A 19,898-nucleotide genomic window follows, 5' to 3' on the forward strand; every position below is an offset into this window, starting at 1 on the left:
TCTTATGCTCCTTGTGGATAAATTATAGTTGTGTCGACATCGTGATATGCTGCACCCATAACTTGTGCTGCACTCACTTCAATTGGATCAGGAAAATACGGATACACAACCGCACTTTCACCACTCGTTACTGCTGTAAGATTGTTCATCTCTCCTGTTGAGCGCATACTTATCTTGATGCTTTCTAAATTTGAGCGAACATTCTTTTGTTTGCGTGCCGTATTTTCAAGTTTTGTGATAAGTTCAGAACTTAAACCGTTTTGTGATGAATCTATCTCAACTCTAAAGTTGTAAGCATCTCCGCCATATTCGAACCACTCATAAACTTTTACACTCTCACTCAGTGCTTCAACATTTGAGATGAGTGCCTTTGCAGTTCCAGAATATTGCATAGCATCAAACGCAGCTCGGATCACTGCCCTTGCAGCCCTGTCGTCAAGTCCAGAGATGTCAGCATCACATTCCCATGCCAAAAATGGCAATACAGAGCTGTGACAACTCTCTGGCTCAACACTCACAAGCCCAATATCAAAACTTTGCAAATCTTCACGACTCATCTGCTCGTAACATCTCCAAAGCTCACTCATGTACGCAGGTAACAAACTCATCATACAGCTCCGCTAAAATTAAGTGTAAGCGTTGATACGCGGATCACTTCATTTGCTTGACACGCTATCGTCGCCGTAGGTGCGCTAAGTGTGATATCTTTGACCATTTCACTCTCAAGCAGTCCATATATCTTAGGTAGTGTAAGTTCTTTGCCAAATATCAATGTATTTGCATCTATGCGACTTTGAATAAGATCACGCACATTTTGCTCATAAGTCATATCGTAAAGCACAATATCAGCAGCAATTGTCGCATCGATAACTGTTGCAGAACTCACTTGCACGCTATCGGTGAGTGGTCGCACGCTCTGTGATGAGAGCACTGCATTTACTCGCTCAACCATCACCTGGTCTGCTGCACCGTCACTGCTTAAGAGATAGACTTTAACAACACCTTGCACGTCGTCAATAATGGCAATATCTACGATACGAACATCTGCGCTCTTTGTGAAGTACTCGTACATCAGTTTTGATCCTGCAGTAGATTTTCTCTCTCTTGAGAGCCAGATACGCTCACGGTATCTCTCATCATCTTCGACATTCGCACCGTCGTGATAATTTTCATCCTGTTTTGCCGTTGCTACAAACGGAAGTGGTGTGACAATCGTTTCAGTTTTTAGAGTGCTTGATTCCACAAACTCTTGGAGTTCAACAACGCCGACACCTGTTGTATCTCCTGCTGCGATGACAACATCATCAAGGAGTACTCCAATTGCATCTTTTGTATCACTGAGCTCTAAACCTTTTTTGAGAGTTACATCGTAAGCGAGTGCAACTGAGAGCGTAAAAGTAAAGTTTGCATACGGCTTTGCACCTTCAAGTCGTAGCACTCCATAACGAGTAGCACCAAGATGATCAAGGTCACTTCCTTTGGCGTACGCTAAAAGTCCAGCTTTGACTGCATTGTTTATACGCGCACGAAGAAGCTGCTCTTCATAAGAGTCTGCCTCTATCATCGTCATAAGATCATCACTCGCACTTGGAACATACTCAATCCCTTTGGACTTTGCGATCTCTATGACACGAGCAAGTTTGCGTGCTTTTATACTTTCAAAGTCAAATACCTCTACAACTTCCGGTGCAGGTAAATCAAGCAGTTGCATTTATGCCTCCTAAATCCACACTCACATTTTTAAGTGTGTCGTTTTCCAAGTACTCAATATTTATAAGTACTTCATCACCGGTAGAGATACTTACATTTTTCACCACCACGCGCTCTTCATTGTTCTCAATCGCCCCGTAAGTGTAGTCTGATGCTAAAAGCAACCACTCATCTGTCACCGGCTTGTCAATAAGCTCAAAGAGTTTTGATCCGTATGACGGTCTGTTTACTCTCTGAACCAATGGGGTAGATAAGATTCTAGCGATTGACTCCTCAGTGCTTATCTCTTGCGTTATCATGCTCGTGATGCTCCATCAGTTGTAGAGAAGTTTGTAAGACTTCCTTTTACATCATTGACATTTGCATCTGTGCTAATATCACCGGTAGATGAGATACTTCCATCAACAGACAAGTTGCCGGCAACACTCACATCACCTGTATGTGTAGTTGTGGCTGTAATGTTTACAGTTTGTGCAACGACTTCAACATTAGCTGCTACATTGACTGTCAATTTTTTAGCATTGCTATCATAAGAGATGACTGTTCCATCTTCAAATTCACACACCTCTTTCGCCTCAGAGTACCCAGCAGGCTCTTTGGCACCTTTATTAAAGAGTGAACCAAGAATAATCCCAAAATCTCCCTCACCTTGAGGAAAAAGCACAACAACCTGTTCACCTGCACGGATTGGTGTTGCACATCTTTTGAAGCTGCTTGATTGTTGCAGCATTGGTAAGAAGTCTGTAACTCGCTCACCAATCTTCACACGCGCGAGTGCCAATCCATCAGAGCTCTTACTCTCAGTGATAGTTCCAAGCGATACAACATTGTTTAGTCTGCGAATGAGTTCTGCACTCATTTGAGGTCCTTTGTCTCTATTTTTAAACGACGAGCTATAAGCTCTTCTATAAAGTAGATTCCACGAGTACCCTGATGCGCACTCATTCCAATGAGTGCTGCAGTAAGCATCCTGTCAAGGTCAGCATACTCACAAAGAAAAAATGTAACCACCCCTAAAAATCCAGATATTATTAAGTCACCGAGCAACTCTGAAAAACTAAACCTAGCCAATGTCCCATCTTTGAGTTTTTTTACATTATGTGCAACACCACCAAGCATAGCCATAGCAAAAACCCATGCATATGTTAAAAAACTGTAATTTTGAGGATCCCTGTGTGGCATCTTACATCTCCCATTGTGCAGCATCATAAACCACCGTAAATTTCATACGAGTACCACCATAGAGCTTGTCCTGGTGTTCTACAAGTACTTCATCACCATCAAATGTTCTATGCTCATAAAAATCTTCACTTTCATTACCGAAAGCTTTAAGAACATCACTCATAATAGAGCGAAGGGTGCGCATAGTTGTCTCTTTATCGCTCACAAGTACATCTACTTCTATTTGAAGTCTGTTGCTTGAAGTTCCACTTACGCTATTGTCAACACTGCTTCCAGTATCTCGCAAAACAAGACAAGGCATATCTTTGTCCTGAAGTTTGGACATCACCCATTCGTCAACTTTCACAATATCATTTTCATAACCATTTGCTTTTGAGATATTTTGAAGTCTTAACTTTAAAATGTCTACAATCTCTTGACGACGGTTCACGGTCTATCCTCACTTAAATACAGTTTTCTAACACCACTTTGTGGTGGATCCATATCGATGACATAGTAAGTTTGTGTATTAACTACAACTACATCACCATGATTCACACTCTTCACATCATCTGCCTTGCATGTGATGCTAGGCACTGATGCAGAAACATCACTATCAAGACCAGTATCAAAAACAACATCATCTTTTTCATCGAAATAAACAGATACAACAGCTCCATTCTCAAGGAGTGCCGTATCTGTAAACTCTGCATCGTTAAAGAAAACATCTAAGTCTTGATTCAACTGGTCTTTAAAGCTCATTATTCGCCTAATGCCTCATCAATAATCTGACGAATCATCTCAATATCTGCATTTTCAGGAATACTGATGCCTTCCTCTTCTGCAAGAGTACGGAGCTCATCTTCATCCATGACGTCAATATCAAAAACATCGCTATTTCTATGTGACTCAATCATCTCAATGAGTTCAGACTCTTTTTTTCCAGAGTAGGGAGTTAACCCGAGATGTTTGCAGATAGCCTTAAGCTGCGAAACGTTCAAAGTAAAGAGATCCTCAACTTCAAGCATCTCTTCAATGCTTATAGTATCTTCATTTTTCGCGGGAGCCACTACTTCGATTGCAGCGTCAGCTCCAACCAAATACTTTGCATCTTTAAGAGAAATATCTTTGCCTTTTCCAACAAGCAGAGTTTCCTCTGCTTTAAAATGCTTTCCGCCGCACTTGATTGCGATCTCTGTTTTAATTGCTTTCATCTTAGAAAACCTTTGCAGTTACAATCGCATCAATCTGATGCGCAGCAGGTAGTGGAGCTGACTGAACCATTAAAAACTCCATAGATGGGTCTTCTTGTTCCCATGTCTTAGGAAAACGAGGCATAGCTACATAACCTGCTTTTTTATCTTTAATAGCACCATAATGACGACGGAAATCTGCTTTTGTTGAAGTAAGAACAATCTGCCCGTCAGGAAGCATGCTTTGTTCATTTCCATCAGCATCAACATACCACTCATCATAACTGTAAACATCAAGAACTTTTCCATCAACAGCAATCTGACCAAAGTAAGATACGCCATCACCTAGATCCTCAGGCTTAATAAGACCAAGATCAATGCGACGAGTATTGAGCGAGTCTTTTACCGTTGGATGCTCTAAATATGTACCGATAGTCAAGCTGTTTCCAATAAGAGTATTCGCTGAAACACCTGCATCTTTACTTATTAGACGAGCCCATGTTGCCAAATCTTTATTTGGAGTAGCTGCTGAATCTGTCCATATGTCAGCTCCAGCAAGAACAACCTTGTGATTTGCATTCATATTTAGGTCAATACGATAGTTAACACCATCACCAACAACATCAACATAACCATTTACAAGCTGTTGTGCACACATCCACTCTTCACGACGAGAGATCATATCTTCAAGCTCATTGAGTTCCTCTGCAAGTTTCATAACTGCTCTCTCTTGCGGTGTCTGCATAGCATAGACATTTTGTCCTGCACTACGATTTTCAACAATGTCAGCGGCCTCTAAAACCTTTTTAGGCTTTACATAAGCAGGTTTGTAGCTATTTGTTGTAAAACCAAGTTTTTCAACGAGCTTTCCTTCAACGCGAGGTGTCTGAAAAGGTGCCATACGGCGTTTGCCTTTAACAATGTCGATATCAACAGTCTCGCTGTCATGTGTTTCAACACGAGAGAAAAGAAGGTCTAAAAGAAAACGACCTGATTTTTTTTCCTGGCGCATTGCTGCTGCCATTGAACGAGTTTCAAAAATACTAATTGCCATACTTTACTCCTTAAGCTTTTACAGCTGATTTAATATAGATGCCGGCATCGCGAAGCGATTCTTTTACCGTAGAAGCATCATGCCCATTACCAAAGTTCAATACATTTTCATTGAACTCACCTTTGATGTAAACTGCTACATTTGTTACATCGCCACCAGTTGCGTCACAATCCTCTGCAAGAATTGCATATGGAACTTCACTACCGTCACTTACAGCAGTTGTTCCATCAGCTTGTAGTGTTGCAGATAAAACAAACTTTCCTGTTTCTGTCACTTTTCCAAGTACAGCACCGCGAGTTAATGTCGTACTTTGTCCAACTGTTACTACATCAGTAACTGTCTGCGTTGACCCGGCAATTAAATTGTCCGGAATATATTTTTCTGTTGCCATTATTTTTCTCCTCTAATTTTTTTACCTGCTGCTTCCATCTTCGCAGCTGCTTGTTGCTCATCTGTTTGAGAACTCTTCTCATCACCTTCAGATGTAGCACCATTTAGCTCAGCTAAACTTTTTCCTAGTGACTCTCCGTCTGCTTTGTGTGCAGAGTGAGAAGCTTCTCTTTTTTCGTTCATTGCATCAAACAGTTTGATTTTCACACTATCTGCTGTCATTGTCGCATCTGCAACCGCAGCACTAATAACACTCTCATACCCTGGTTGTGCCAAAGCTTGAATAGCGAGTATTCTTTCTCTCTCAGCAGTTGCTACTGCATCAACATCAACAGTTGAAGAACTTGCACCTTCTGCTTGCAGTTCTGCTGCAACTTCAGGGTAGTTCTCGTGAACAAAAGCAGCTGAAATTGTTTGCGTATCAGCTCCTGCAATGATCTCCGCTGCAACATTTGGAAACTTTTCCGCAATGAAGCTAGCTGTAATCTCTGTATCTTTATACATAGCCATATTTTTCTCCTTGTTTAAGATTGAATATCTCTTATGAGATTTTCAAAAGTTGTTATCTCATCAACCATTCCAGCATTAAAAGCGTCATGGCCTATAAGCAAGTCACCTTTACCGAAGTTGTCTAAAACATACTCAGTCGTGACACCTCTGTTGTTTGCTACATCTTCAACAAATATCTCACCCAGCTTGTCAGCCCATGCCTGAATCTGATTGCGTCCAGACTCTGTTTGGATATCCGGGCGTTTTTTCGGACTTACAGACGAAACGATCTCTATCTTCTCGCTGCCGTCATCGATGATGCTAAATGTATAAACAGCACCGATACTTCCGACCATAGCTGTCTTTGATGCCGCTATATGATTACATGCACTTACTATCCAGTAGCCTGCACTTGCTGCCAAGTCGTCAACATAGCCAACAACCGGTTTAATCTCTCCGGCTTGTTTTATAAGTGATGCCAGCTCAGAGATACCAGATGCTTGACCACCCGGAGAGTCAACATTAAGCACAATGTGACTCACAGCAGGGTTCTCAACTGCTGCTGTAATGTCTCGTGCGAGCATCTCTGTGGATGTGTCACCGCATATCTCTGTAAACATATTTGCATATCTGTAGATACCACCCGTAACAGGTACGACAGCTATGCTTCCTCTCATCTCAACACTGCGTGTATTATCAAGAGGCGTTCCTAAGCGAGCAGCTAAAGCTTCCACATCGTGTTCGCGTTTTGCTATCTGTGCCATTGTCTCAAGTCTGTCTGGCATCATCATCCACGGCTGGTTCGAGAGTGTTTTCATGATTCTACTCATCATCTTCCTTTGTTGTTATTCTCTCACTCACGCTAATTTTTAAATCACTCAAACCTGACTCACGCATCTTTAGAGTCTCACTTTTTGCTCGTTTGATGTTTTGGTCAAAATCTGTACCGTTCATCTCAGATGCTTCTTTCGTTCTTGTACTAAAACCCTCTTCAACACGCATAAGTGCAGCTTTAGTCTCTTGAACCGGATTAAGTTGCCCTTGCGATGGACCATTCCATGAAGCACGGCAGTATGCTTTTCTCATCATCGGATCTTCTAAGAACCCAGGGGCACTCAAGTGCCCAAGCAAAACTGCCTCAGTAAGTACAGCTTCGTATATAGGTTGCGTGAATTTTTGAGCAAACCAGACTCTTCGTGTTCTAAACATCTTCCACGCTTCAAGAAGTGCCGCACGAGATGCAGAGTATGAAGAGCTAAAGTGTTTCATAAGTACTTCATACGGAATGTTGAGTGCTGCACCTATCTGCTTAAGAACAGATGATGTAAAACCATCGAACGCAGTGTTTGGCCTGTTTGGGTTTGCTGTAGTTATTTTTTCTCCCTCTGCAAGCCCTATGATTGCACCTGCTTCAAGTTGCATCTCTTCGTTAATCTCACTTGCGCTGCCTTCTTCTTCCATTCCAGGAGGAAGGTCTCCACTCTCTGTCTCTATAAAGACAGTAAAAAGACCGCTCACAACAGCTGCTGTAAGCTCTGCATGCGTGTAGTCTGTGAATTGTTTCAATGGCTCTATGATAGGAGCAAGTACAGGAACGCCTCTCTTCTGATTTGGTCTTACTTTTTCAAATACATGTAAGATGTTTCTTCTTCCACTCTCTCCAAAGACAGGTATTTTTCTCCATTCGTTTGTAAACTGGTTGCCGCCTGGGTGAAACTTCGTGAAGTGGTAAAATTTAGGAGCACCAAAAGCATCAACTTCAACACCACCGGCTAAATGTTCATCGTCCATTTTGTTGTCAGGATTGCAGCATCTGTCAGCCTCAAGAAGTTGCACACTCAAAGAGTATGGTGAGTTCTCTCTTTTTATATAAGGAAGTCCTACAAACACATCACCACTCACGAGTGTTCCTATAAGTGCGATGGTTTGAAGTTCGTAGAAGTTGGAAGTAAGTTCAACATCTGCATTTTCGCTCTCAGCCCAAAAACGAAAGATATGCTCTGCATCTCTTTCAAATTTTTGTGCCTCTTCTTCAGATAACCCAAGAAACTCATAATCTACCTGTGCTTGTAGTGTGAGTCCTGAGCCAACGATGTTAAAGCGCATAGTATCAACAGCACCGCGAACCAAAGGTGCATTTCTGTACATATCTCTTGAAATTGCACGGAGATTTTCTAAAGATGAGAGATCATCTTTATCAGGAGATCCTGCAACAGCATTTGCAGAACGCATAGAGCGACGATTTGTATCTGCGCCGATATAACCACCATTTGCCAAAGCCTGATACTTCATTTTTGACTGCATACGCTTGAGTCCACGCTCAGGACTAATGGCCATTATGGCTTTATCGATGATATTTGCAGATACTCGCAGTTTTTTCATTACCAAACTGCCTTTTTAAACACAGGGCCTCTTCTTGCCTTTGTGTTTTCATCTATTTTGTAGTTTGGGCCATAGCGTCTTATTTTTGATTCGAGTCTATCCTCTCTTGCCTGTAGCATATCAAGGTCAGCACGAGTCATCTCTCTCCCGTTTAGTTTATAGCTTTGTGATGACAATACAGCTTCAATGGCATTTTGTACCGATTCAAGCTGTTCAAGAAGAGTTTTTGCCAAAATTAATGCCTTATATTTTTATATATGGCCTAATTATTTCAAAAAATCATTTTTGCAAAAAGACTGAGTAATGCAAAAATTTAAGAGTGAGACAATAAAAATATTTCAATTATTTACTTTATAATTAAAGAATATCTAGCTTTGTATTAAAAGTATTGCTCTCAAGAAGTAGCAGTTCTAAAGCTTTTCCAAAAGATATGTTTTTCTCATCAGAAAATGTCTCTACAGCTATAATTGTATCTATAGATACAGTTGAGTCAGGTAGTTTTATGCGTGTTGTCCCATTCTTCTTTCCATGAATAGACTCACGCAGCAAAGATTTAACTGCTTCTTCAAAGTCTATCTTACCATCATGCTCTTTGATAGTACCAAGCTTGATGTGTCTTGTCACAAACGATGGTGAAACGCCTATTTGTTTACTAAATTCACTCTTTGTCATTAAATTACCCATTATCTTCTCCCTCTTGATATGATTCTTCTTCTTGCAGTTTTTGTTTTTCCATTTGATCCATAAGATGAAACAACACCAAACCTTTTTCCTCTGTTGAGTATATCTTCATCGATTCCAGCCAATGCAAGTGCTGCATTTGCATAGTTTCTACAATCTATTGCCTCATTTCTATGGCGTTTTTTTATCCATTTTCCTGTTTTTTTGTCTCTTGTTTCAGAGGTAAGTTGTTTGAAGTACTCATCTGAGTAAACTTCTTTGTTTGGAAAGTGCATATAATTTGGTCCAGGCTCTGTTATTTCAAGATTTGCATAGACTTCATCTTTCCCTGTATTTACACCGACCATAAAAAGATTGACTTTTCCTGAGTTTTGCTTGTTTGCTCTTTTGTTTATAAACGGAGCAGATATTACGTTTGATCCTTTGAGTGCAAAAACTCTCTGTGCAAATCGTGGCTTACAAAACGCATACGCAGCTTTTGTTCTGTGCCCACCTGTATCTACCCCTTTTGCGTATATCTTCATTTTTGATCCGTCACAGCACTCAAAAGTTTTGTTTAGATACGCAGCAAGAGCATCTCTTGTCTCTGGGTTGTTTGGATCACCTTGGATGATATGATAGTCAATGCTCCATGTCTCCATATATTTCCCATAGCCGACTACTTCAACTTCAAATCTGTCATTTTGAGTATCAACTCCGGCAGACAAGACAAGCACTTCATTTGGAACTTCACAGCCATAGTCCTCTTTTCTTCCTGGAAGGTCATCTACATTTACAGTTGTTACCTCATCTGCCCATACCTTTGCATCACGAGTATTTACCCATGTTTTCATTTTACGGACATCACCTTTGTTCATTAAGGCCTTTGCCTCTAAAAACTCTCTAAAGATTTCATTCCATGTCAAAAAACCAAGTGGAGAGTAGTAAGACGGTATTCTATACCCTCTGTGTATGTGTCCTTTATTGTGTGGCATCCATTTTCCTTGCGCCATCATCTTGCTCTTATGAAACTCATCTATCAAACTACCGCACTCAGTACAGCTGTACTGAACATCGCCAATAAGCTCATAGCTGTTTTTATCATAATCAAAAACAAATCCATCTTTTTCAAAAGTAATCATCTCTTCACAGTAAGGACAAGGCATATAGTAATGTCTCTGATCGCTTGCTTCAAACTCTGCTTCAATGTTTGAAGTTCCCTCTTCTGTTGGTGTTGAGTTTATATATATTTTTCGTAGTATCCCAAACGAGTCTGTTCTCTTTTTACCAAGGTCTAACGGGTCCCCCTCACCATCAATATCGTTTTTAAAACCATCAACATCATCAAGCACAACAACACGACAAGAGAGTGATCTGAAGTTAGCAGGCGAGCCGGCCCATGCGATTTTTAGCATTCCTCCTGGATAAACTTTTTCAAACATTCCACCAATATCATCTTTTGATTTACCACCACTAATTTTCTTTGCCAAATAAGGCATTGCTCTTATAGACGGAGTTAGTTTTCTGTTACTATGATCTTTAGCAAGGCTTTCAGTTGGCATAATCATCAGCTGTGATGTTGGAACAACATCCATATAGTAAAGAACAACATTATTGGCTATTTCAGTGCAACCTACTTGTGTCGCTTTAATGACTTTCACCTGCTGTGTAGGACTCTGTGGACTTAATTCTTGCATAATCTCACGCACATATGGCATTCTATCGCAACTATACTGCCCTGCCTCAGCACTCGCACCTTTTGGAAGTTGTCTATACTTATCTGCCCATTGGTCTATAGTAAGATACGGATCAGGTGCAAATCCTAAAGCAAAAGATGAATATATAGGGTTAGAGCTCACTAAACATCTCACTTAAATTATCTAATTGTTTTATTATTTCTGTTTCCATCATAACTCTGCACGCATGAGGATCATTTTCAGCAGCAAGTCTTGCTGACAATCTTGATGGAATACCAAGAAGACCATCTCGTGTTAGCCGTGCAGCTTCAAAAGCTTTTTCTTGAATATAATCAACAGGAACAGACTTCTTTTCACTCTCATCTGCCTTTGCGCGTTTAATGCGAAGTTCTTGTTGTAAAATAGCCTTATTTAACGACTTCATATCCATTTTTTCAAGATCATCAATATTCTCTTTTCCAACACCAAGCTCTTCGGCCTCAGCTTGAAGTTCATCAAGTTTTTCTCTCTGTTTTTGCAGCATTAGCTGTTTTTCATCTTCGCTCATATCAGCAATAGACTCATAACTATTTGATGCCTCAAAGAGATCATTATTTTTTCTTTTTTGTTTATTTAGATCTCGTTGATTATCTCTGTGTGGGTCTTGAAACTCTTTCATCAAACGCTCTGCTTCAATATCATCAACTCTTTTACCATCATATGAAGGGATAATTCCCTTATGGACAAGCTTGTTTATATATTGTCGCTTTACACCCATTTTAGCTGCAAATTTACTTTGACTCATTAACATATAAAACCCCTTGTAATTAGTGTCAACTGGGACAAAGTTGATTTTGTCAACCAACAAAAAAACCCACAAACTACGCGGTTTCTGCAAGTGCATAGCCCCGTAGAGGTATATCTATTTAGAAGGACCCACTTCATTTTACTTTCCCTATGTAGTAGTTGAAGTTCTGCTTGAAGATTCTGCCTGTATTTTCATCGACATACTTCTGCATCTCAGGTACTCCTGCTTTATCAAACATCTTTGCTGGTCCAGTTGTGTTAAGTCTTCTGATTTTATCTTTACCTGTGCTGCTCTTAACACCAACAACTCTTTCAAATATACCAATGTTTCCGCTCTTACCAATCATTACAAAGGCATGTCTAAGTGCGTGTGTTCCGCCTTGCTTAAGTACTTTGATTTTTACAGGTCGTCGCCCTCTTCTTTTTTTTGCAGTGATTGAGCTGCTTATGCTGCTTTTGCTAATAAAGTGAAAAAGTGAAGCATCTCTACTTATTGCACTTAATTTTGCTTCTAAGTTATTACCGCTTGCTTTTCTCACCTTGATGTATCTATTGAGTTGCTTAGCTTTGATGTTGTATCGTTCTCTCACTTTTCTTTTGGCTGCATTAGAACTTCTTGTCATTAAATCATTAATTGTTTTTCTAACAGCCTTTTGATGTAGATCAGGTCTTAACGCTGCAAGAAGTTTGTCTGATCCTTCAAGATTAATATCAACTGTCATAATACTCTTCTTTGAGTTGGGTCTATAAATTCCAACTCTTTATTTTGATACAGCTCAATTAATCTATTTGCAGATAAACTACCTATAAATGATTTATCATCAGAAATAAACATCATATTTTTATCATCATAATTACCTATAATCCATTTATTATTTATTTTCACTTTTAATACTTTTGGCATGTATGATAAATAAGTTTGATTTTTAAGGAAGTTGGTAAGATTATATCTCTTACCTTCAGTATCTGGATCATGTAGATATTTCATAGAGGCAAGTTTAAGCAAGTTAATATCTATATCAATCTGTTTAAACTCTTCAAATGCTTCTTCTTTTTTTCCTTTATATTTAGTATTAACTCCATAGATAAAATAAAGGTCATTAAAATCTTTATCGAAAGCCCAGTGAGTATTATTGTTATTATTTAAATTAAGAGCTTCGTTCGGTTGGCGTTCTTGTGCTTCTTTAAAAACCCCTATATTTTGGTGTTTATAGCCGTTCGTTTTGTTCGGTAACCGTTCGGATTGATTTTTTGCATGTTTATAGTGTTGTTTATTTCTAATATCCCAATGGCTTAAAAACAGTTCTATTTCATTCATAAATTCATCTATCCATACATGAGCAGTGCTTTTTGAAACTTCCCAACTTTTCGCATAAAAACCATAAGAATTATGTTCGCCAAACTCCATATCATTCCAATATTCCATAAAAGCACGAGATTTCTTACGACCTTTAGCACCTCTTGATGTATTTAATTCTTGTATATAATCAGTTGGATATGTCTTATAATTCATTCTCATATCACAGTCACTTCAATTTTCTCTCCACCAACATCATAATTAGGTATAGTCGTATATGATGTTTCAACAACTCTTATATCAGTAAATTTCAACTCATCTTCATCAAACCATAGCTTTATCGGTTCGTGCTTTACTTCCTGTCTATTTTTAGATACTTTAAGTTCTACTGAGTTATCATTGTCATTAGAGTGATACATCATTATTTGCATATCAGCTTCATAGTCGCTAAGCCCTGATCCATAACTACTCATAGAGCCATTTTTTATATCTTCTTTGCTTAATTGCACTATCATCATAAGAACTATGCCTGTTTCCTGTACAACACCATTTAAAATTGCATCTATATCACCTTTACGGTCACTATCACTATTACCTTTAAAAGTTTTATGAGTGAGTTTCATCTTGGAATCTATAAGTACAAATCGTATACCATGTTTACGATGCATCGTTTTAATCATTCGTACAACATCCATAACATCTCGACTCTTCATCATTTGAGTGTCTATTATTCTATACCTATCCAGATTGGCTGGTCCATTCATTTTTTTAGTATATTTAGCCATTTTCCAAGCAGGCATCTCAAAACTAAAAAACAAACTGTCAAATCCACTAGATGTATTATAAAGTACTTGTTTTAGAAGAGTTGTCTTACCGACATTTTTTTCACCACCTAGATGTACAAGCTGTGCAGGCTCTATACCACCACACAACATGGCATCAAATTTTTGTATACCTGTTTGTATTTTTGGCGGTTCTTTCATATGGTCATAATCGTATATGGCTTGTGTCATAGTTATCGGTGATCCGATGCCGCTGCTTGTCTCAAGATTTTGCAACTCTAACTCTATCATCGCCTGGACTGTATCAGCAGTTGAATTCTCTTCTATGAGTGAATTCTTTATTTTGTTAGCAATTGCGTGAAGTATTCGCTTACGTGAGAGATCTTTAAGTTGCTGAACATATGGTTCAATATTGCTTACAGGGTTTTGCATCAATACAGCGAGCATTACATTCTCATCCCAAAGCTTTGCATCTTCAAGCGTTGTTTTTATGAACTCTTCATCCATTGGTTTGTTTGCAATTTGGAGTGTATTGATTGCGTTGTAGATATTTTGATGTGCTGGCAGATAAAAAAGATCTGCTTTGAGTTGTGAAAGTATTGTGTCGCTCTCATCCGGAGTGAAAGCATTGATTGCTGAGCTAAGTACTGTCTGCTCAAAAGCGAGGTTATAAAACTCCATTACAGACCTTTAAACCCATTTGCTTTTAAAAATCGTTTCGTTTTTGCGTAGTACCAAAACTTAAAGTCACTTCCTAAAAAAGGTAGTGACATGATAAGTCTATTTATCATAAGTGCTATTTTATTTTTCATTTGTTTTCCTATTACAAATTAAGCCTTTGTAATGCCTGCCAGCCCTGTAATAGGAAGTGCAGTACGACTGGCATTACAAAAGGTACTATTAGCACTTATGGTACAATTCCAATGTTTGTACTTTTTAGTGCGACATTAGTTAAGGGTAGATGGAGAGTCGCCAAACTTTAGCCATCTATCCACCTCTTAAATTTGCTAACAAATTTAAAAGGTAGATCCTTTTAATATCTTCTTACACCTGGCTTATTTTCTAAGTGGCATCCACTACCAGCATAAAAATATCTTGCATGATTTCCACCTCTTTGATTTGATTCATCTATAACCATCAGTGGACTAGCAACACCAGCATCTTCAAACTTCTTTTTTAAGTCAGCTACTCTTTGTGTTAAATGTCTAATTCCAATTTCGTAAGCTTCATCATAAGTTAATGATTTACCCTCACTAAAATGAGTATGAAGTGTATACGGTGTTGAACCTCTTCTAAATGTTATCCCTGCCATAACCTACTCCTTATTTGTTGCTAAATGTAATACGAGATCTTTAAGCCTCGCATTTGCTTTTTGAGCCTCTTCAATCTCTTTGAGTATTTCCGCTCTCTCCTCTTCATCGATGGTTCCATCAGACATAGCCTTTTTAACCACACGGAACACATCAGAATTTTCCATATTTGCAACATCTACAAGTAAATTTATGTCTGCTACATCTGCTTTTACTTTTTGTTTTGGTATTGCGACTAAATCAAACTCTTTAAGAAGTCCATCAATTATAATGTTTCTATCTTCTCCAAGTTCATTTAGTAACACATACAGATGATCTATATTCAATGGTTTTGGTGATGCTGGGTTATATGTGGTATAATTGAGTGCAGTTGAGAGCATAATTGCTGCATTATCACCTTTGTATCCAAGCAGAGGTGCAAAGTAAGAACGAGCTGTGACATGATGTCTCTCGCCAAATGAGTCTATCGCTTGAGCGATAAGTTTGTAAAAAAGTGGTGTTTTTGGCAGTGCCATTGTATCTCCTTTAGTGATACTTAGAGATGATGCAGCACACCATTAAGGAGTACCAACTGCTGCATCTCTAAATATGTTGGTATAGAATTATAGACATATTTATATCAATATGTCAAGTCATTATTGTTTAAATTAGTCAATAATAGGAAAAATTATGGAAATTGAAGAACTAAAAACAAAATACAGAATCAATGAGATTATGGATAGAAATATTGATGAGTTCATCGGTATAAGTAGAGGACTTATTGCAGATGATGATGTCAATCAATCTGAGGCAGAATTTTTACAAACATGGATTGAAAAACATTTTAATGATGAAGAACTTGATCAATACCCACTCAACACAATTTATGACAGATTAAAAACAATGCTCTCAGATAACATCCTTGATAGCCAGGAAGCAGAAGAATTAAAAGAACTCTTAAAAAGCTTTACAGGAGAAAAACCTATAAGCGAACAAGTTGATAGTATGAGTTCAGTACTGCCACTTTGTGATCCTCTCCCAGATGTATGTATAGAGGGATCGACATTTTGCCTAACCGGTGCTTTTACGATAGGCAGCAGAGCGAAATGTGAAAAAATAATTCATAGTTACTATGGATCAACAGTGAAAAAGCCAACGCTTGGGACAGATTACCTTGTTATTGGTATACTAGGTAATGCTGAATGGATACACTCTTCTTATGGTAGAAAGATTGAAAAAGCTGTTGAATTAAGAGATGTAAAAAATACAGGCATTAAGATAATTACAGAAGAACATTTTATTAAATTCTTATAGCCATGAAATTTTTATATGCTACTCTTATTTTATTATTAAATCTGCATGCTCAATCACTTAAAGATAGTAAATTTGAAGATGTAATAGTTTCAAAAGTTACAAGTATTTATGATGGTGATACATTTCGAGTAAATATCAAAGACTATCCGAAAATCATAGGCTATAGAATCCCTGTAAGAGTAAATGGTATTGATACTCCTGAGCTAAGAGCACAATGCATTAAAGAAAAGAATCTTGCAAGAACCGCCAAAAAAATCACAGTAAGATTACTAAGAAATGCAAAGACTATAGAACTTAAAAATATAAAGCGGGGAAAATACTTTAGAATTGTTGCAGATGTTTATGTTGACGGTAAATTATTATCAGAAATACTACTACAAAATAAAGTTGCAGTAAGATATGATGGTGGGAAAAAAATAGATTGGTGTAAATGATACAACTGGAATAGAATATGCTTTATCTTACAATGAAGTTGTTTATAATCTATAAACAACATATAAGTGTATTTTAGGTACAATTCGTATTATGAATAAAAACACAACAGACAAAACATCTATTTTAGAGGCAGTTGTCCAATTTAAATTTGAGAACAAGTTAGAGATTGAAGATGTTTTTTTTACTGTTAAAACAGTACTTGAAAATTTTTCATACACAAAAGAGCAAGTTATGGAATTACCTCTTGCAATTAGAGAGAGTGACCCAAAACTAAAATATGTACCGTACTATAAATTTACTAGCGATACTTTAACTATAAATGTATCACCTTTCATGTTATCATTTTCGATAAATGGATTCTACCCTGGATGGGATAGATTTAAAAAAATGATTACTGAAAACTTTGTAAAGTTTGAAAATCTTACATCACAGTGGGGAAAAAGCACAGTTTCTATCCGATATATTGATTTTTTTCAAAATACAAATATATTTAATAATATATCAATAAATGTCGATAATCCTCATGATTTATGTGATGGTTTTTTTAAAGAAGAAAGAAAAAACTATGTTACTGAATTTTCATGTAAATATAACACAAAAGTAAGATTGCAAATTGTCAACAATGTTACAGTTAAAACCGAGATAGATACACAACAGAATGGATCTGTTATAGATACAGATGTACATATTCTTGATGCGTTAGATTATGAGGAAGCATTAGAACAAGTGCATGAAGTAGCAAAAGAAACATTTTTCAATATACTAAATGATGATTTTGCAAACGACCAAAATCTAAAACAATAATATTAGGAGTTTTTTATGTACATGCAAGCACCAGACTCGTTTTTATATCCAACAACACCAAGTGCCGTTTACTACACTCAAGATACACCGCACAAAACAGAATACATTGTTGAGACTCCTCATCCAACAATGAGCATAAAAACATTGATAAGCAAAGAGATTGTAGACGCTGGATACACAATAGAAGATATCAATATCTCATCATTTTCAGATTCTGGGGTTGATTATAAAATATACACAATAGAACTCAAAGAAGAGATAGAAGACTACTCTTTATTACTGCAAACAGAGAAGTCTATTAAACAAAAATTAGGGCTCTATGATAAAAAGATCATTCTGGAGCTTGTTTGAGTTTTAAAGGTAATTACTACAAACCTCTATGTGATTATTACTGGGAATTACTAAAACCTATAAATAAATCTTCTATACCATGTGATGAGGAGATAATCAGAAGAGATTTTGTTAGTAGATCATACTATAGTGTTTTATTGCATTGTAAAGATAATATTACACTATTAAGTACAGATAAATCAACACACGAAAATATAATAAATTCTGTCAATGATAATATCAAAGATGATTTACTGAGTCTGAAAAACTTAAGAGTACAGGCTGATTACAAAACACATCCATTTCCAAAGCCTTTAAAAGTAAAAAATACTATTGTTCACTTAGAAAGAGTGAATGCTATTGTAAAGTATATATTATCTTTAGAGGAAGATTGTATAAAGCCATAAGATGCTGAGAATATATTTATCCAAAGTAAAGAATGTTAAACGCAGACTTTCTCCAATGAACGCACGATACTCTGCTGAGTAGAAAAATCAACAAGTGTCATTTTCATCTGATCATGCAATGTTGCTCTTACATGATCTGCTTTTTGTTTATGTTGTAAAATTTCATCTTCTTTGTTCATATACCCAAAAAGTGTATTTTGAAATGGACGATTTATATATGCTTTAAAAGCATTAGAAGTATCTGCATCATTTAGTAAGCTGCCTATCAAAGTAGGACGAGGCTTACCTCTTTTAGGTATGATAATCAAATCAAAGTACTCATCATCTTCATAAGATAATTTTCCCAAATATCGTTCATTTATAAGCTGAATAACCTCTGTCTTTGTAACATCTTTTTTTGCTACATATTTTTCTTTTTCAAGCTTTTTACCAATATATCTGTAATAAATAAGTTCTAATTCCACACTCAAAGATTCTTCGCTTACAAAACTCTTTTCCTCGCTATAAGCAAAATTATCATAGTATAGGTGCCTTGAAAGATTATCAAAATCCTGTTTGCTTTGAAGTTTTGAAAATTCAGTATGAAGGTATGAAATAGTATTTTCAATGCTTCTTTTGTCTGAAAGAAAACTACAATTCAAATGTTTTATCTCATCAGAAGAAAGCAGTTTTATTGACAGTGCTATATCATCATACATAACTATACCAATATTTAAAAATTCATCTATATAAAAGTCAGGATAATATCTTATAACTTTATATTTTTTAATACTTCTTTTCATCTGAACAATTCAAACGGGCACTTACACCCTTCCTTTAATTTTCTTGCTAACCTTGCCGACAATAATTCAACAATGAAAACTTTATGTCGAATAGGTTCCCATTCTTTTGGCATACTATCAATAATATCTGAAATTTTAGCACTAAAGAGATTAATATCAAATTTTTTAGAAAATTCTTTTCCTTTAAAACAGTATCTACTGTCTTTTAATATGTCACATTCCTGTAGTAACATATAGTACTTTTCAATATAGTCATCCTCTAGTGCCTCATATATTCTACACTCTAACAACGATAGTCCATAGTCTATCGCATAATACTTTTCTTTATTTATATCCTTTAAAATATTTGGATTTTCAACATATCTATCTCTGTTCATCAGTAAATTATCTAAAAAACGAACCTTAGATAAAAAAGTATTATTCTCTATTGAAGTTGTTTTTTGTACATTTTTCAATCTTTCAATAGCAATATTTGGACCAAATGATTGTGTTGCATATTTAAGGGAGTTTTCACTCACCTTCCCCTTTTCATATGCCTTTTGTATTTCATTGTAGCCTAGTTCATCGATATTAATGATCTTTATTTCATGAGGAGATATCCCAAGGTTGAACTCTTGAGATATCTTATACCCAAGGTACTCATTAAAGTTTTGAATATCCATACCTTCATCAGACATTCTAAACTTTAAAATATATTCTCTATTATCTGAAGCTACAATAAATATAGGTCCTGTTCCACCAAAATCTGCACTTTTAACAACTTCTTTAATCCATAGCATTTTCAAACTCTTTTATTCTATCTGGATTCCAAAACGAATCATATATATATTTTGCCTTTGCATCATCTTTAAATCGAATTATATCTTTGTAAGGGATTTTTTTCTTCTCATTCATCGCATATATAGTTAAAATTGCACTAGATCCAAAAAAACTTTT

General features: G+C 36.9%; 30 protein-coding genes. 5 read left to right on the plus strand and 25 right to left on the minus strand.

Translation table 11 applies throughout. The annotated features are described in order from the left end of the window. Window positions 1-2: 2 nt before the first annotated feature. The 23 genes from MNY27_RS08305 to MNY27_RS08415 form a co-directional block, all read right to left on the minus strand. Window positions 3-611 (minus strand): phage tail protein I, encoded by a 609-nt coding sequence (locus MNY27_RS08305; RefSeq protein WP_346392121.1) that lies wholly within the window; start codon window positions 609-611, stop codon window positions 3-5. Continuing rightward, window positions 608-1,711, minus strand: a complete 1,104-nt coding sequence (locus MNY27_RS08310; RefSeq protein ID WP_346392122.1) for a baseplate J/gp47 family protein — start codon at window positions 1,709-1,711, stop codon at window positions 608-610. Before MNY27_RS08310 ends, MNY27_RS08305 begins: the two co-directional genes overlap by 4 nt. Beyond that, a complete protein-coding gene (locus MNY27_RS08315; RefSeq protein WP_346392123.1) occupies window positions 1,698-2,009 on the minus strand; it encodes a GPW/gp25 family protein in 312 nt (103 codons plus the stop codon). Before MNY27_RS08315 ends, MNY27_RS08310 begins: the two co-directional genes overlap by 14 nt. After that, window positions 2,006-2,569 (minus strand): phage baseplate assembly protein V, encoded by a 564-nt coding sequence (locus tag MNY27_RS08320; protein WP_346392124.1) that lies wholly within the window; start codon window positions 2,567-2,569, stop codon window positions 2,006-2,008. The genes MNY27_RS08315 and MNY27_RS08320 overlap by 4 nt, the downstream gene beginning before the upstream one ends. Further along, window positions 2,566-2,892, minus strand: a complete 327-nt coding sequence (locus MNY27_RS08325; RefSeq protein WP_346392125.1) for a phage holin family protein — start codon at window positions 2,890-2,892, stop codon at window positions 2,566-2,568. The genes MNY27_RS08320 and MNY27_RS08325 overlap by 4 nt, the downstream gene beginning before the upstream one ends. 1 nt (window position 2,893) lies before the next feature. Beyond that, the gene (locus tag MNY27_RS08330) at window positions 2,894-3,322 is read right to left on the minus strand and encodes a hypothetical protein (protein ID WP_346392126.1); all 429 of its coding nucleotides are present in this window, start codon (window positions 3,320-3,322) and stop codon (window positions 2,894-2,896) included. Beyond that, window positions 3,319-3,633, minus strand: a complete 315-nt coding sequence (locus tag MNY27_RS08335) for a hypothetical protein (RefSeq protein ID WP_346392127.1) — start codon at window positions 3,631-3,633, stop codon at window positions 3,319-3,321. Before MNY27_RS08335 ends, MNY27_RS08330 begins: the two co-directional genes overlap by 4 nt. Further along, entirely contained in the window at window positions 3,633-4,085 is a 453-nt protein-coding gene (locus MNY27_RS08340) for a hypothetical protein (RefSeq protein WP_346392128.1), read from the minus strand. The genes MNY27_RS08335 and MNY27_RS08340 overlap by 1 nt, the downstream gene beginning before the upstream one ends. A gap of 1 nt (window position 4,086) precedes the next feature. Next, window positions 4,087-5,118: a major capsid protein gene (locus tag MNY27_RS08345; RefSeq protein WP_346392129.1), complete on the minus strand. Its 1,032-nt coding sequence runs from the start codon at window positions 5,116-5,118 to the stop codon at window positions 4,087-4,089. Window positions 5,119-5,128: 10 nt separating this feature from the next. Further along, a complete protein-coding gene (locus tag MNY27_RS08350) occupies window positions 5,129-5,509 on the minus strand; it encodes a head decoration protein (RefSeq protein ID WP_346392130.1) in 381 nt (126 codons plus the stop codon). After that, window positions 5,509-6,018, minus strand: a complete 510-nt coding sequence (locus tag MNY27_RS08355; RefSeq protein ID WP_346392131.1) for a hypothetical protein — start codon at window positions 6,016-6,018, stop codon at window positions 5,509-5,511. The genes MNY27_RS08350 and MNY27_RS08355 overlap by 1 nt, the downstream gene beginning before the upstream one ends. Window positions 6,019-6,032: 14 nt before the next feature. Then, a complete protein-coding gene (locus MNY27_RS08360) occupies window positions 6,033-6,827 on the minus strand; it encodes a S49 family peptidase (RefSeq protein ID WP_346392132.1) in 795 nt (264 codons plus the stop codon). Further along, on the minus strand, window positions 6,820-8,379 hold the full coding sequence (locus MNY27_RS08365) for a phage portal protein (protein WP_346392133.1): 1,560 nt from the start codon (window positions 8,377-8,379) through the stop codon (window positions 6,820-6,822). The genes MNY27_RS08360 and MNY27_RS08365 overlap by 8 nt, the downstream gene beginning before the upstream one ends. Beyond that, window positions 8,379-8,612 carry a hypothetical protein gene (locus tag MNY27_RS08370; RefSeq protein WP_346392134.1) on the minus strand — a complete coding sequence of 78 codons (234 nt, stop codon included), beginning with the start codon at window positions 8,610-8,612 and terminating at the stop codon, window positions 8,379-8,381. Before MNY27_RS08370 ends, MNY27_RS08365 begins: the two co-directional genes overlap by 1 nt. Window positions 8,613-8,736: 124 nt before the next feature. After that, window positions 8,737-9,063: a hypothetical protein gene (locus MNY27_RS08375; protein WP_346392135.1), complete on the minus strand. Its 327-nt coding sequence runs from the start codon at window positions 9,061-9,063 to the stop codon at window positions 8,737-8,739. Next, the gene (locus MNY27_RS08380; protein WP_346392136.1) at window positions 9,063-10,910 is read right to left on the minus strand and encodes a phage terminase large subunit family protein; all 1,848 of its coding nucleotides are present in this window, start codon (window positions 10,908-10,910) and stop codon (window positions 9,063-9,065) included. Before MNY27_RS08380 ends, MNY27_RS08375 begins: the two co-directional genes overlap by 1 nt. After that, a complete protein-coding gene (locus MNY27_RS08385; protein WP_346392137.1) occupies window positions 10,888-11,520 on the minus strand; it encodes a hypothetical protein in 633 nt (210 codons plus the stop codon). The genes MNY27_RS08380 and MNY27_RS08385 overlap by 23 nt, the downstream gene beginning before the upstream one ends. 136 nt (window positions 11,521-11,656) lie before the next feature. Then, a complete protein-coding gene (locus MNY27_RS08390) occupies window positions 11,657-12,244 on the minus strand; it encodes a hypothetical protein (RefSeq protein WP_346392138.1) in 588 nt (195 codons plus the stop codon). After that, window positions 12,241-13,035, minus strand: a complete 795-nt coding sequence (locus tag MNY27_RS08395) for a hypothetical protein (RefSeq protein WP_346392139.1) — start codon at window positions 13,033-13,035, stop codon at window positions 12,241-12,243. Before MNY27_RS08395 ends, MNY27_RS08390 begins: the two co-directional genes overlap by 4 nt. Window positions 13,036-13,037: 2 nt before the next feature. Further along, window positions 13,038-14,282 carry a DnaB-like helicase N-terminal domain-containing protein gene (locus MNY27_RS08400; protein ID WP_346392140.1) on the minus strand — a complete coding sequence of 415 codons (1,245 nt, stop codon included), beginning with the start codon at window positions 14,280-14,282 and terminating at the stop codon, window positions 13,038-13,040. Beyond that, window positions 14,282-14,413 carry a hypothetical protein gene (locus tag MNY27_RS08405; protein ID WP_346392141.1) on the minus strand — a complete coding sequence of 44 codons (132 nt, stop codon included), beginning with the start codon at window positions 14,411-14,413 and terminating at the stop codon, window positions 14,282-14,284. Before MNY27_RS08405 ends, MNY27_RS08400 begins: the two co-directional genes overlap by 1 nt. Before the next feature lie 221 nt (window positions 14,414-14,634). Then, on the minus strand, window positions 14,635-14,913 hold the full coding sequence (locus tag MNY27_RS08410) for a hypothetical protein (RefSeq protein WP_346392142.1): 279 nt from the start codon (window positions 14,911-14,913) through the stop codon (window positions 14,635-14,637). A 3-nt stretch (window positions 14,914-14,916) separates the two neighbouring features. Then, window positions 14,917-15,426, minus strand: coding sequence for a phage regulatory CII family protein (locus MNY27_RS08415; protein ID WP_346392143.1), 510 nt, complete (start codon window positions 15,424-15,426; stop codon window positions 14,917-14,919). Between the two features lie 154 nt (window positions 15,427-15,580). On the opposite strand from MNY27_RS08415, the gene MNY27_RS08420 reads away from it, so the two are divergent. From MNY27_RS08420 to MNY27_RS08440, 5 genes are all read left to right on the plus strand, one after another. Further along, window positions 15,581-16,204, plus strand: a complete 624-nt coding sequence (locus tag MNY27_RS08420; protein ID WP_346392144.1) for a hypothetical protein — start codon at window positions 15,581-15,583, stop codon at window positions 16,202-16,204. A gap of 2 nt (window positions 16,205-16,206) precedes the next feature. Beyond that, window positions 16,207-16,638, plus strand: coding sequence for a thermonuclease family protein (locus MNY27_RS08425; RefSeq protein WP_346392145.1), 432 nt, complete (start codon window positions 16,207-16,209; stop codon window positions 16,636-16,638). Between the two features lie 91 nt (window positions 16,639-16,729). Further along, complete coding sequence (locus tag MNY27_RS08430; protein WP_346392146.1) at window positions 16,730-17,443, plus strand: TIGR04255 family protein; 714 nt, start codon at window positions 16,730-16,732, stop codon at window positions 17,441-17,443. A gap of 15 nt (window positions 17,444-17,458) precedes the next feature. Beyond that, window positions 17,459-17,794 carry a hypothetical protein gene (locus MNY27_RS08435; RefSeq protein WP_346392147.1) on the plus strand — a complete coding sequence of 112 codons (336 nt, stop codon included), beginning with the start codon at window positions 17,459-17,461 and terminating at the stop codon, window positions 17,792-17,794. After that, window positions 17,791-18,180 (plus strand): hypothetical protein, encoded by a 390-nt coding sequence (locus MNY27_RS08440; RefSeq protein WP_346392148.1) that lies wholly within the window; start codon window positions 17,791-17,793, stop codon window positions 18,178-18,180. Before MNY27_RS08435 ends, MNY27_RS08440 begins: the two co-directional genes overlap by 4 nt. A 35-nt stretch (window positions 18,181-18,215) precedes the next feature. Here the strand turns inward: MNY27_RS08440 and MNY27_RS08445 are convergent, their stop codons facing one another. Together MNY27_RS08445 and MNY27_RS08450 are read right to left on the minus strand one after the other, a co-directional pair. Beyond that, window positions 18,216-18,962 carry a hypothetical protein gene (locus tag MNY27_RS08445; RefSeq protein WP_346392149.1) on the minus strand — a complete coding sequence of 249 codons (747 nt, stop codon included), beginning with the start codon at window positions 18,960-18,962 and terminating at the stop codon, window positions 18,216-18,218. Next, window positions 18,959-19,741 carry a HipA family kinase gene (locus MNY27_RS08450; RefSeq protein WP_346392150.1) on the minus strand — a complete coding sequence of 261 codons (783 nt, stop codon included), beginning with the start codon at window positions 19,739-19,741 and terminating at the stop codon, window positions 18,959-18,961. The genes MNY27_RS08445 and MNY27_RS08450 overlap by 4 nt, the downstream gene beginning before the upstream one ends. Between the last annotated feature and the right edge of the window lie 157 nt (window positions 19,742-19,898).

This window comes from Sulfurimonas sp. NWX79 (assembly GCF_039667035.1).
Classification (GTDB): domain Bacteria; phylum Campylobacterota; class Campylobacteria; order Campylobacterales; family Sulfurimonadaceae; genus Sulfurimonas; species Sulfurimonas indica.